13 protein-coding genes and 1 tRNA gene are annotated in these 12,414 nt (G+C 43.5%); 7 read left to right on the forward strand and 7 right to left on the reverse strand.

The genetic code is table 11. The features are described 5' to 3' along the window. Positions 1–8: 8 nt before the first annotated feature. The 7 genes from flgF to AB1Y31_06990 all read right to left on the reverse strand — a co-directional run bounded on the left by flgF (position 9) and on the right by AB1Y31_06990 (position 5,546). On the reverse strand, positions 9–749 hold the full coding sequence (gene flgF / locus AB1Y31_06960) for a flagellar basal-body rod protein FlgF (protein MEW4982906.1): 741 nt from the start codon (positions 747–749) through the stop codon (positions 9–11). A gap of 27 nt (positions 750–776) precedes the next feature. After that, positions 777–2,075 (reverse strand): flagellar hook protein FlgE, encoded by a 1,299-nt coding sequence (gene flgE / locus AB1Y31_06965; protein ID MEW4982907.1) that lies wholly within the window; start codon positions 2,073–2,075, stop codon positions 777–779. Between the two features lie 19 nt (positions 2,076–2,094). Further along, positions 2,095–2,775, reverse strand: a complete 681-nt coding sequence (locus AB1Y31_06970) for a flagellar hook assembly protein FlgD (GenBank protein MEW4982908.1) — start codon at positions 2,773–2,775, stop codon at positions 2,095–2,097. A 12-nt stretch (positions 2,776–2,787) separates the two neighbouring features. After that, the gene (flgC, locus tag AB1Y31_06975; GenBank protein ID MEW4982909.1) at positions 2,788–3,207 is read right to left on the reverse strand and encodes a flagellar basal body rod protein FlgC; all 420 of its coding nucleotides are present in this window, start codon (positions 3,205–3,207) and stop codon (positions 2,788–2,790) included. 2 nt (positions 3,208–3,209) lie between these two features. Continuing rightward, positions 3,210–3,602 (reverse strand): flagellar basal body rod protein FlgB, encoded by a 393-nt coding sequence (gene flgB, locus AB1Y31_06980; GenBank protein ID MEW4982910.1) that lies wholly within the window; start codon positions 3,600–3,602, stop codon positions 3,210–3,212. Between the two features lie 159 nt (positions 3,603–3,761). Then, positions 3,762–4,574: a CheR family methyltransferase gene (locus AB1Y31_06985; GenBank protein MEW4982911.1), complete on the reverse strand. Its 813-nt coding sequence runs from the start codon at positions 4,572–4,574 to the stop codon at positions 3,762–3,764. Between the two features lie 48 nt (positions 4,575–4,622). Then, positions 4,623–5,546 carry a chemotaxis protein gene (locus tag AB1Y31_06990; protein ID MEW4982912.1) on the reverse strand — a complete coding sequence of 308 codons (924 nt, stop codon included), beginning with the start codon at positions 5,544–5,546 and terminating at the stop codon, positions 4,623–4,625. Between the two features lie 115 nt (positions 5,547–5,661). Here AB1Y31_06990 and flgA point away from each other — a divergent pair, with 115 nt between their 5' ends. The 7 genes from flgA to odhB all read left to right on the forward strand — a co-directional run bounded on the left by flgA (position 5,662) and on the right by odhB (position 12,399). Then, positions 5,662–6,363 (forward strand): flagellar basal body P-ring formation chaperone FlgA, encoded by a 702-nt coding sequence (gene flgA, locus AB1Y31_06995; GenBank protein ID MEW4982913.1) that lies wholly within the window; start codon positions 5,662–5,664, stop codon positions 6,361–6,363. A gap of 63 nt (positions 6,364–6,426) precedes the next feature. Further along, positions 6,427–6,744, forward strand: a complete 318-nt coding sequence (gene flgM, locus AB1Y31_07000) for a flagellar biosynthesis anti-sigma factor FlgM (protein MEW4982914.1) — start codon at positions 6,427–6,429, stop codon at positions 6,742–6,744. Positions 6,745–6,746: 2 nt separating this feature from the next. Next, positions 6,747–7,238, forward strand: a complete 492-nt coding sequence (locus AB1Y31_07005; GenBank protein ID MEW4982915.1) for a flagellar protein FlgN — start codon at positions 6,747–6,749, stop codon at positions 7,236–7,238. Between the two features lie 3 nt (positions 7,239–7,241). Next, the gene (locus tag AB1Y31_07010; protein ID MEW4982916.1) at positions 7,242–7,982 is read left to right on the forward strand and encodes a PilZ domain-containing protein; all 741 of its coding nucleotides are present in this window, start codon (positions 7,242–7,244) and stop codon (positions 7,980–7,982) included. A gap of 130 nt (positions 7,983–8,112) precedes the next feature. Next, a tRNA-Arg gene (locus AB1Y31_07015) sits at positions 8,113–8,189 on the forward strand. Between the two features lie 104 nt (positions 8,190–8,293). Continuing rightward, positions 8,294–11,116 (forward strand): 2-oxoglutarate dehydrogenase E1 component, encoded by a 2,823-nt coding sequence (locus AB1Y31_07020; GenBank protein MEW4982917.1) that lies wholly within the window; start codon positions 8,294–8,296, stop codon positions 11,114–11,116. 29 nt (positions 11,117–11,145) lie between these two features. Further along, a complete protein-coding gene (gene odhB, locus AB1Y31_07025; protein MEW4982918.1) occupies positions 11,146–12,399 on the forward strand; it encodes a 2-oxoglutarate dehydrogenase complex dihydrolipoyllysine-residue succinyltransferase in 1,254 nt (417 codons plus the stop codon). Positions 12,400–12,414 lie beyond the last annotated feature (15 nt).

The following is a 12,414-nucleotide window of genomic DNA, read 5'->3' on the forward strand; positions in this document are numbered from 1 at the left end:
TCTTTCTCCTAACTGATGCGCATTAACTGTGCGCTTGTTGCTTCGTTTTCACTGACTGTTTTCATCATTTTGACTTGCAGTTCAAAATTACGCGCCAACTCAATCATGCTAACCATGGCGCTGACCACACTCACGTTACTGCTTTCGACCGAACCCGACACCAATCGAACCTCTGCACTGGGCTCTGCATCTGCACCACTTTTTAATCTGAACAAGCCGTCCTTACCTTTTTCAACGTCAGCCAACTCTGGGTTCACCAGTTTGATTCTGTCGATAGCTGATAAAGTGGCCGCGCTATCGCCCAAGGGGATAATGCTGATAGTACCGTCACTGCCAATTTCTATCTTTGAAGATTCCGGTAGAGAAACAGGCCCGCCGCCACCCATAACAAGTAAGCCAGTACCGGTGGTTAACAACCCTGTTGGCGTTATTCTTAAATCACCAGCGCGTGTATACGCCTCCGCACCATCTTCTGCCTGAACGGCCAACCAGCCGTCACCGGCAATAGACACATCCAACTCACGGCCTGTTGACTGCATGGTTCCATGGTTAAAATCTATACCTGGACGCTCTGCCATCGCATACACATTCGACGGCAATCCCGCGCCATACACCGGCATGCTTCTAAACTGTGACAAATCTGCTTTAAAGCCAGTGGTATTCGCATTCGATAAATTATGTGAATTTACCGCTTGCGCCAACATCGCTTGTTTGGCTCCGCTCATTGCTACGTAAAGGCTGGTATCCATTTGATTTCTCTCTTAGTTAGCTAGTGACTATCGGATATTAATAATGGCTGTTTGAATTTCGTTTTCGGTTGAAATCGCCTGAGCATTCGCTTGGAAATTACGTTGGGCGGTAATCAGACTAACGAGCTGTGTTGCGATATCTACATTAGATGCTTCCAAAGCACCCGACTGTAGCGAACCAAAACCCGCTGTGCCGGCTGAGCCGATAACTCGATCACCCGCGCCAAATGTTTCCGCCCAAGAGGTATCACCCAATTGACGTAACCCTTTAGTGTTTGGAAATGTCGCTAAGGCAACCTGACCTAATTCAGTCGATTGTCCATTGGTAAATGTCGCGGACACAATGCCTGATTCATCGATGCTAATACCGCTTAAACGACCTGAGGCAAAACCATCTTGGCTTAAAGAATTAACGGCGAAATCACCGCCATATTGCGTCGTATCTGAATAATCAAACGTTAATGTTAAATCTGTCGCACCGTTACCCAGTGCTAAACCGTCAAAAGCAATATCACCGTTTGTGGTTACAATCGGCGCACCACCATTATCAACGCTGATATCTGTAAAGCTACCTAACCCATCAAACGTCATCGTAAAAAAGTTATCGGTCGTGCCATTTAATGACAACCGCGTACCATCGACATAGGTGTGTACCTGCCACTCATTCGCGCTTGGGTCGCTGGCTACGTAATACATAGTGGCAGAAAAGTCATTCCCGAGAGAATCATAAACCCTTGTCGATGTTGAATGGTTGTATGTATCTGCGTCTGTCACGTCAAATAGAGCCGGGTTAATAGGCGACGCACCTCCGTAACCACTCGGTGTTACTTGCTGTGCGTTTAAATTCAAAACGGGGGTAACCGTTGTTGACGCACTAGGAGCTGAGTCCCCAGTGCTCAGCTGTAAAGACGCTAATGCACCCGTGTTAAATGTACCATTTGCATTGGCTGGAAACGTTTGTAACTGACGGCCCGAGCTATCTACAACAAAGCCATCTTTATCGGTTGTAAATGAACCAGCTCTTGTATAAGCATTCGTTCCCGCATCATCCAGAACAAAAAAACCTTCCCCGTTAACCGCCAAGTCTAAATTACTGGAGGTAAATTCAACATTACCTTGACCAAACTGTTGCGAAACACTCGAGACACGAACACCACTACCGGGTGAGTTACCTGAGACACCGGTAAATGATGTTGCAAACACGTCCGCAAACTCGGTACGAGATTCTTTAAAGCCGTTAGTCGATGCGTTAGCGATATTATTACCAATAACAGATAAATCCGTTGCTGATGCGTCCAGGCCACTTAATGAGGTACGAAATGACATATTATTCTCCTGTTATTATTTAAAATATTCTTGAAACATTGCTAAACGGCACACTACCTAAGCCGGATAAATTAAGCTGAAGCGGCTTACCTAAACCACCTAAAGTGACGCTTTCAACATCTGCTGATATTTGTGTATCCAATTCAAAATTTTGTCCATCAATACGCGCTTGGGCATCAACGTTATAAACCCCTGGCGGTGCAATAGTGCCATCGGAACGTGTACCGTCCCATGAGAAGGCTACCGGCCCTGCTGGTTGCGTACCCAATGGAATTGTTCTAACAATTTGACCAACTGAGTCGGTGATTTTGATGCTCACATCGGGCGAACTAGCCGGTAAGGTTAATTCACCATCAATGCTACCGCCGGCTGTTAAGGCACCTGATTGAAGGGGTACTGAAACACGTCTACCGACAAGGTTGGCTGCTTGCAAGGCTTGGTCATTTGAAACAGATGATGCAAATTCTGCAAATGATGTTTGTAAATCACCAATGCCAGACACCGTACTAAACTGCGCCATTTGCCCTAAGAAATCACCGCTTTCCATTGGTTTCATAGGGTCTTGGTTATTGAGCTGCGTGACCATCAGCTTTAGAAAATCCCCTTGCGCCAAATCATTATTTGATTTTTTGGCATCCGACACTGTGTTCTGTTTAGCGAGACCTAAACTTTGCAGCGTACTAAAGTCAACTTCTGACATATCTATTCTCCGTTACTGACCGATTTTTAATGTTTGTTGTAAGAGTTGCTTTGCTGTATTGAGCATCTCAACGTTGTTTTTATAGCTCTGGCTTGCGGACATCATGTTGGCCATTTCTTCGACCACATTCACATTGGGTTTGAAGATGTAGCCGTCTTTATTCGCCATGGGGTGTTGCGGCGCATATTCTGTACGAAGTGGCTCTTGGCTTTCGACAACGCCTAGTACACGCACGCCTTTTGCGTTTGAGTTTTGTTGAGTCATTGCACCTTGTAGAACAGCAGCAAACACGGGTTGCCGTGCACGGTACGTCTCATTCGTGCTACTACTAACGGTTTCGGCATTGGCCATATTGCTGGCGACCAGGTTAAGGCGCGTTGTTTGCGCACTCATGCCGCTACCCGCTACGTCAAAAATATTATATAAAGACATGCTTATTCACCCCTTAATGCTGAAAGATAGCCGCTAATCTTGCCGTTCAAGAAACGCAGCGATGTCTGATAGTCCATCGCATTTTCTGCATATTTAGCTTGTTCAACTTGCGTATCCACCGTATTGCCATCCAACGAAGCACTCGTTGGAGTGCGGTATGACAACGAAACTGCTGCGGGTGTCTTATCAAACGCAATATGTTGGCTGTGTGTTTGTTTTACGTGACCCGCTGGTGTATTAAGGTTATTTAGGATCGACTTGAAATCGAAGTCTCTTGCCTTGTATCCAGGTGTGTCGGCATTGGCCATATTCGATGCCAACACTTCAGCACGTTTAGAACGATATATGAGTGCTTGTTCGTGTACGCCAAATAATGAATCAATTGTTGTTGCCATGTGTCGCCCCTGTTTTGTTAAAAACAATAGAGCATGAAGCGTGCCAGATTTATTAACGCTTATTTATCAATAAGATAGCTATTTAGAACGGCGATTTAATCTACGGCAAAGCGGCAAGAAAGCGGCAAAGCGGCAAGGGAAAGAGCATATAGAGGGCTTTTAGATTTTACGGTAACACTTGCAAGTAGCATCTCGAATCGTTTCTAAGCCGTTAATCTCTGACGGTATTATTTCCGAGCTACTTAAAAACAGGTAAGCCCCCGGCTTCATCACATTAACAATACGATTTAAGATGTCTAATTTGGTAGGCCCTGCAAAATAAAGCAGTACATTCCGACAAAAAACGATATCAAATTGACCAAGGGTTGAAAAATTATCGAGTAAATTTAACTTTCGAAAAGATGTTCGTGCTCGATGCCTAGGTGAGATCTGTAAACCGTCACGAACACCTGAAAAGTGTTCCCGTTGTAACTCATTTGGCAAGCCCCTTGAAAGCTCCATATCCGCATAAATACCCTGCTTTGCTTGACGAAGTGTTTTGTCGGAAAGGTCGGTAGCCGTGATGCTAACCTTAACCTGTTTGCCTGACGCTTTAATATACTTATCAACTGACAGACTAATGCTATAGGGCTCTTGTCCCGACGAGCAGGCTGCAGACCACACACTGAGCGGTGCGCCTTTCTTAGACAACATTGCTAATAGCTTTGTTTCTAAATACTGAAAGTGCGAGGTATCTCTAAACCAAAAGGTTTCATTCGTGGTCATCGCATCAATCACTTTTGCCGTCAAATCACACGTAGGCATGGCAGCGATCATCGCCAACAAGTCGGAGACCCTATCAAGACCCATTTCTTTCAATAAGGGCCGCAAACGATTGGACACTAGGTATTGCTTATTATCGGCAAGCGCAATACCGCTACTTCTTTTCAGAAACTTTCTAAAATGCTGAAATTCTTGCGCTGTTATAGACACCTAAAAGCTCACTCCATTAAATCAAAGCGTTCTCGGCTACTAAGTCCCCTACAAGCCCTGCAAATCCCTCATTCTTGCCTGAATAGCGACTGCCAGTTCATCCGGTTTATATTTGGCCATAAAAATATCCGCACCCACACGCTCAATCATCGACTGGTTAAACACGCCGCTCAATGAAGTATGTAACATAACGTACAAGCCATCTAACGCGGGCATTTTTCGCAGTTCAGTCGTTAAGGTATAACCATCCATTCGTGGCATTTCAACGTCTGAAATCACCATGGTTAGGAATGACGGAACATCAATGCCGTCAGCGACCCACTTTCTTAATATATCAAAGCCTTCTTTGCCATCATTGGCAACAGTGTACGTTAGCCCTAAATCATCCAATACGCTTTTTACCTGACTTTGTGCAACCGCTGAATCATCCACCACAAGCACATGGCCTTTCCTCTCAATCCGCTTATCAATCGTTTCATCAGCGACACCTTGCGGTGTGCCAGAGACTTCGCTTAGAATTTTTTCAACATCAACAATCAACACGTATTCACCATCAATTTCGGTGAGTGCTGTCACGTAACTATCCGAATCACTCCCTTCCGGTGGAGGGTTAATATCCTTCCAATACATATTAATAATACGGTCAACACCACCCACTAAAAAACCCTGAACAGAGCGGTTAAACTCCGTAATAATGACGAATGCATTATCATTATTCGGCAAGGGTTCTTCACCAATAGCCATTGACATATCCATCACCGGAATATCTCTGCCACGCAATTGGGCAACGCCGCGTACAACAGGGTTACCGCCCGGTATTCTGGTGAGTGATGGCACTTGTATCACTTCTTGGATTTTAAACACGTTAATGCCAAATTTTTGACCGCCGTTTAGCGTAAAAATCAGCAGTTCCAACCTATTCGTACCCGCAAGGTTAGTACGCCTATCAATATCCGTTAGTATTCCCGCCATCGTTGTCACCCTAATACATTATTTATCTATTTATGTTGAAGCAGCGTTAAATTCGGCATATTTAATGCATACATACTTCACACACTCTAATTGCCTTAATAATAGACTAAAATTTATGAAACTGTTTTTAAAAGCTTTAGTTTTTTTGTTACTCTCGCCATCCCTCGCTATGGCATCGAATACCCGCTTTGAAAATCATCAAAACATCAAAGATCAAGCCTATTCATATATAGAGTCTAAGCTGAACTCAAAAGAAACCGAATACAGCATTAAGATTCATCATATAGATCACCGAATTAAACTTAAAAAATGCACCAGTGCTATCGACATAAACCTAACACAAGCACATGTAAAGCCTGGCAAAAACACGTTAAATATTCAATGTAGCTCACCGGTTCCTTGGCGAGTATTTATGACCGCGAACGTCACAATATTTTCATACGCCTTGGTCTCCAAGCACCCTTTAAATAAGGGGCATTTAATTCAAAAAAGCGATCTAGCATTAAAAAAGATCGTCATTACTGGCCGACGAACCGCCTACTTAAATGATACAAAGCAAGCCATCAACCATGTCCTTAAAAGGCGGGTTAATCGAGGTGACATTATTAGTGTCAATAATTTGGCAAAACAGACCCTTATTAAAAAAGGCGACACGATCAGCATCATTGCAAAAAACAATGGCTTTCAAATTAGCATGAAAGGTATCGCCTTAATGGCCGGTAGCAAAGGCGATAAAATTAAGGTAAAAAACATTAAGACTAAAAAAACCATCCAAGGAATAGTTTTTGATACGCAGACCGTCAGGGTAAATATATGATAACTTTATTAAGTATCCCTGCAGACGGCCGATAATAAGAAATACATACCAGTAGGAATCATTATGTCTATTAATGTTAAACGAACAACGAGCAAACCCGCTCAAGCCGCGGCGAACAAATCTGGCGGCGCGGGTAAAAGCAACAAGAGCACCGCACATGCCAGCACAAAAAAACCTGACAACGACAGTGTTAACTTAACAAGCACAGCCTCTACACTACAACAAATTGAGCAATCACTCAGTGATATCCCCATTGTCGACAGTGCCCGCGTTGAAGCCGTTAGCCAATCAATTGAAGACGGACAATACACCATTGACAATGAAAAAATTGCCGATAGCATTATTAAAAACGAAAGCGCTTTCCAACAACGAAAAAAATAATTATGACCGCTCAATCAGCAGACCAACTCATCGATATGATTCAAGTCCTTGAGAACACCTCAAGTCAATTAAACGATGTTCTTAAAAAAGAACAAGACATACTAAAGTCGAATGATAGTCAGGAACTTCTAACCTTATCTAAAGAAAAGAAGGCGCTCGTCTCAAGCCTAGAAAGCCACACAAAAACCACACATATCTTTTTAAGAAACATGAACATTAATAAAGGGCTATATGGTTTATCCGACTTTCTCTCTCAAATCAAACCGGGAGAGACTAAAACTCGTTTAACTGATCTATGGCTCAATATTCAATCTTTTGCTGATACTAACAAAAAACTCAATGATATAAATGGTTCCATTATTGAGTTAAACCGCAGGCACACTCAACGCTCTCTCGATGTTCTTCGCGGACAAACTGGTTCTACTACTTCAACTTATGGGGCGGATGGACAAACGATGAAAGGCAAAACGTCTAATAACCTTTCTATTGCTTAAATAATGAGTTTCTTATCGAGCCTAAAGTCCCTACTCGCATCAGAAGAAAGGGAACACGACGCTCTAAACGACAACCCAAACTTTATAGTTCGCCCGTCACGAATAAAGCATATGCTCCAATCTCTGATGGAGTCACACGTCCAAATTTCTATAGTATTGGATGATCAATCAGAGCACACCAGCCGAATACTGGATGTTTCAGAGAATGACATCGTGCTCGACCAATTTAATAGCCGTGAAGCGCATAACAAAATGGTAAAGGGTACGATGGTACAAATCGATGCTAAGCACCACTCCGTGCCCTTTAATTTTTCAGCAAGCCTTATTGGCACATCACGGGATGGCGGATACATTATTTCAACGCCAGAAAAAATTTACCACCCTCAAAAGCGATCCTTTTTTAGAGTTCCGCTAGTTAATATTGAGAAGTACAAATTTACTGGGGCCATTCAATACTCAGAAAACCTCGTCTCTGGCTATATTTATGATGTTAGCTTTGGTGGTATTTGTGTCGCCGTATACTCAAACACTTACATTAAAAAAGGCGACATCCTTTCACCCGCCAGCATGACACTCAAAGGCGGCAATATTATTCAATCTGACTTTACTGTTTGCTCTGTCAAAAAGTCTCATCAAGAAGGCTTTACACGTGTTGGGTGTGAGTTCCTTGACATTCTTCCCGCTGAAAAAAGAAGCGTCCATAAGTTCATTACAGAATGCGAACGCGAACGCGCTAGAAAATAACTGCCACTTATTACGATAAAGCCATAAAAATAAGTGTTTTGCGCTACCCTTAAAAAGCCCATTGGTGATATTATTTCACTGAAATAAAACAGGGTTTCTTTTTAAAATTCATTTAGCAATTTTTTATACGGCCTCGGTAGCTCAGCTGGATAGAGCGCACCCCTCCTAAGGGTGAAGTCGCAGGTTCGAATCCTGCTCGGGGCACCACTTTAGTGTTAAATATTAAGCGCTAAAATATATGAGCTATTTCAATTGTTATGCTTTATTGAAACTCGACTAAACTTACATAAATTCAGACTGACGGAATATTTTTGATGAACAACTTAATGCAGTTATTTAAAAGCACTTCTGCCTTCAATGGTGCTAATGCAAATTTTGTTGAAGACTTGTACGAACAATATCTCAACGACCCAGATTCAGTTGATGAACAATGGCGAGAGCAATTCGGCGTCATACGCGCTAATGCCGACACCATTGATATTCCTCACTCTTCCATAAAAAAGCACTTTTCAGATTTAGCTAAAGCCCCAACGGGTGTCCGCGTTATACAAGCAGGCGTTTCATCGGAACAATTAGCAAAGCAAGCTGCTGTCTCAAGGTTAATGAATGCTTACCGAATTAACGGCCATAAACAAGCAAACGTTAACCCACTTGAACAGCCAAAAACCAAGTTTATTGCTGAATTAGATATCGCCTTTCACGGGTTAAGCGAACTTGATCTTAACACCCAGTTTGATACCGGAACCTTACACAACACACCTGAACAACTTGCGCTTAAAGACATCTTACCGATTCTTAAGAAAACGTACTGTAGCAGCATTGGTGTTGAGTACATGCATATCAGCGATACTGAAATGCGCTCTTGGGTTAGGCGTCGCATGGAAGGCCCTCGTTCACACTTAAATCTTGATACCGATCAAAAAAAGTGGTTGCTAAAACTACTGACCGCTGCTGAAGGTATTGAGAATCACTTACACAGAACCTACGTTGGGCAAAAACGCTTTTCATTGGAAGGCGGCGAAAGCTTAATTCCCATGATTGACGAAATGCTTCAACGTTTAGGTGAGCACGGTGTAAAAGAAACCGTTATTGGTATGGCTCACCGAGGACGCTTGAACGTACTCGTTAATATCTTTGGTAAAAAGCCGTCCATTCTATTTGAAGAGTTTGAAGGCAAACGTTCAGCATCACCTGCTAAAGATGGCTCAGGTGACGTTAAGTACCATATGGGCTTTTCATCTGACATCAGCACACCAGGTGGCGACATGCATATAGCATTGGCCTTCAACCCCTCTCACCTTGAAATCATCAACCCCGTTGTTGAGGGTTCTGTACGCGCTCGACAAGATCGACGCGGTGAGACCGGTGAAGATGAAGTGGTCGCCATTCAAATTCATGGTGATTCAGCTTTTTCTGGTCAAGGCGTTATTATGGAAACCCTGCAAATGTCGCGTACTCGCGCTTATGGCACCGGCGGAACCATTCATATTGTCATTAACAACCAAGTAGGCTTTACGACTAGCAACCCGGCTGATACTCGCTCTACGCTGTATGCTACCGACGTTGCAAAAATGCTCGAAACACCTATTTTGCACGTTAATGCCGATGACCCTGAAGCGGTACTATTTGCTGCTCAACTAGCGGTTGATTTCCGCCATGAATTCAGACAAGACATTGTTTTAGACATGGTTTGCTATCGCCGTCGCGGTCACAACGAGGCCGACGAACCAGCCGTTACCCAACCACTCATGTACAAAACAATTCGTGCATTACCAACAACGCGTAAAATTTATGCTGACCGTGTGGTCAACGAAGGCACTTTAACGACCGACATTCCCGTTGCACTAGAGGCTGACTACCGCTCTTCTCTTGAAAAAGGCGAGATCGTTTCACGCCCTATTCTCGAACATAAAGTAAACCCATTTGTAGCTAAGTGGGATGCCTTCTTGTCTAGCAAATGGGATGACCCTTGTGACACCACCGTACCGGCAAAAGAATTCCATAAAATATCCGATTTAATGCTAACGCTACCTCCTGAATTTTCATTACAAGGCCGGGTAGAGAAAGTATTAGAAAGCAGAAAGAAAATGTCCGTTGGCGCTCAACCTATTGATTGGGGCTACGCTGAAAACATGGCCTATGGAACATTGCTCAGCACAGGTCGCAACATCAGAATGACCGGCCAAGACGTAGGCAGGGGGACCTTCTTCCATCGCCACGCTGTACTCCATAACACACAAAATGGTGAAACATACACCTCCCTGAGGCACTTACTGCTGGAACAAGGAACCTTTTCCTTATACGACTCGTTCTTGTCTGAAGAAGCTGTTTTAGGCTTTGAATACGGCTACTCCACAACGGAACCGGACGACCTTGTGATTTGGGAAGCGCAATTTGGCGATTTTGCCAACGGCGCACAAGTACTGATGGATCAATTTATCAGCTCTGGCGAAACCAAGTGGGGCCGCCTATGTGGTCTTGTGATGCTATTACCACACGGTTATGAAGGCCAAGGCCCTGAACATTCATCAGCACGTTTAGAACGCTACTTACAATTGTGCGCTGAGCACAATATGCAAGTATGTGTACCGTCTACGCCGGCTCAAATTTTCCATTTATTGCGTCGTCAAGCTTTGAGTAACTTCCGCAAACCCTTGGTAGTCATGAGCCCAAAAAGCTTATTACGCCATAAACTTGCGACCTCTACGTTAGAAGAATTAACAGAAGGGAAATTCCAACCACTGATTCAAGAAGTAGATGACATTGACCCCAACAAAGTAACACGTATCGTCGTGTGCTCAGGCAAAGTCTATTACGAGCTACTTGAGCAACGCAGAAGAGACGGCCTTGAGAATGTTGCCATATTGAGAGCAGAGCAGCTTTACCCGTTCCCTATCGATGAGTTGCATGACTCATTTGACCAATACCCGAAATTGAAGCAGCTCGTTTGGTGTCAAGAAGAACCAATGAACCAAGGTGCGTGGTATCAAATTAGGCATCGATTCTTTGACTTACTGAGCGAAAAATTAGATCTCTCATATGCAGGTCGACCTATGTCAGCATCTCCAGCCGTTGGTCAATTTAGCTTACACGTTGAGCAACAGCAAAAACTTATCCACACAGCACTTTATTAAAAAATAGACTTTATTAAAAGGAATAAACCATGAGCATTGAAGTCGTAGTACCTAGCCTTCCAGAATCTGTTGCAGACGCCACTTTAGTTACTTGGCATAAACAAGCAGGTGACACTATCTTAAAAGATGAGAACCTAGTTGATCTTGAAACTGACAAAGTTGTTCTTGAAGTACCTGCATTGACCGATGGTATTTTGGCAGAAATTATTGAACCTGAAGGTTCTACCGTTTTAAGCGGTCAATTATTGGCCCGCATTGAAGCCAGTGATGGCGCAGCTATATCAAGCCCTAAGGCTGCCCCAGTAGCGACCGAAGCGGAAGCGACAACGCTACCTGCTGAGAAAAATTCTGGCTCAACCGCCACACTAAGCCCTGCTGTTAGAAAGTTAGTGGCTGAACATGGACTAGACCCTACAAAAATTGCGGCAACAGGTAAAGGCGGCAGAATTACAAAAACTGACGTTCTAAATTACATTAAACTTGAACCTAGTAACAATATGTCGTCAGCTGTTACAAGTATGACAAACTCTGCACCAACTAAAGCTGCAGCAGCAACACAATCGCCTATATTACCGACCAGTGACCGTGCTGAACAACGCGTCCCTATGACACGCCTCCGTGCAAAAGTGGCTGAACGTTTGATTCAGGCACAGCAAAACACGGCTATGTTAACGACTTTCAACGAAGTTAACATGCAACCCATCATGGATATCCGCTCTAAATACAAGGAAAAATTCACCAAGGTTCATGAGACTAAACTCGGCTTTATGTCCTTTTTTGTTAAAGCAGTCGTTGAATCACTTAAACTTTTCCCTGCTGTTAACGCATCGGTTGATGAACAAGACATTATTTACCATGGTTACTACGACATTGGTATTGCAGTATCTTCCCCTCGTGGCTTAGTCGTTCCTGTCTTAAGGGATGCTGATCTTAAAAACTTTGCAGCCATTGAAAGCGGTATTGCTGAATTTGGTGCAAAAGCGCGTGACGGAAAATTGGGCCTGGACGACTTAACAGGTGGAACCTTCACTATCACTAACGGTGGTATTTTTGGTTCTATGATGTCCACACCTATTTTAAACCCGCCGCAAAGTGCCATTTTAGGTATGCATGCCATTAATCAACGCGTTATGGTAGAGAATGGCGAAATGGTTATTCGCCCTATGATGTACCTTGCATTATCGTATGACCACCGCATTATTGATGGTAAAGAAGCCGTGTCTTTCTTGGTTACTATTAAAGATTTCTTGGAAGACCCTTCACGGTTATTGTTAAACGTTTAAAGATTGTATTTGGAG

The organism is Cycloclasticus sp., from assembly GCA_040743155.1.
GTDB lineage: Bacteria > Pseudomonadota > Gammaproteobacteria > Methylococcales > Cycloclasticaceae > Cycloclasticus.

Excerpts from the sequence above, each read along its gene's own strand:
- AB1Y31_07005 (MEW4982915.1), top strand. The coding sequence starts at position 6,747 with ATGACCGCTCAATCAGCAGACCAACTCATCGATATGATTCAAGTCCTT.
- AB1Y31_06970 (MEW4982908.1), bottom strand. The coding sequence starts at position 2,775 with ATGTCAGAAGTTGACTTTAGTACGCTGCAAAGTTTAGGTCTCGCTAAA.
- AB1Y31_07010 (MEW4982916.1), top strand. The coding sequence starts at position 7,242 with ATGAGTTTCTTATCGAGCCTAAAGTCCCTACTCGCATCAGAAGAAAGG.
- flgC (MEW4982909.1), bottom strand. The coding sequence starts at position 3,207 with ATGTCTTTATATAATATTTTTGACGTAGCGGGTAGCGGCATGAGTGCG.
- flgF (MEW4982906.1), bottom strand. The coding sequence starts at position 749 with ATGGATACCAGCCTTTACGTAGCAATGAGCGGAGCCAAACAAGCGATG.
- flgB (MEW4982910.1), bottom strand. The coding sequence starts at position 3,602 with ATGGCAACAACAATTGATTCATTATTTGGCGTACACGAACAAGCACTC.
- flgA (MEW4982913.1), top strand. The coding sequence starts at position 5,662 with ATGAAACTGTTTTTAAAAGCTTTAGTTTTTTTGTTACTCTCGCCATCC.
- flgE (MEW4982907.1), bottom strand. The coding sequence starts at position 2,075 with ATGTCATTTCGTACCTCATTAAGTGGCCTGGACGCATCAGCAACGGAT.
- AB1Y31_06990 (MEW4982912.1), bottom strand. The coding sequence starts at position 5,546 with ATGGCGGGAATACTAACGGATATTGATAGGCGTACTAACCTTGCGGGT.
- odhB (MEW4982918.1), top strand. The coding sequence starts at position 11,146 with ATGAGCATTGAAGTCGTAGTACCTAGCCTTCCAGAATCTGTTGCAGAC.
- flgM (MEW4982914.1), top strand. The coding sequence starts at position 6,427 with ATGTCTATTAATGTTAAACGAACAACGAGCAAACCCGCTCAAGCCGCG.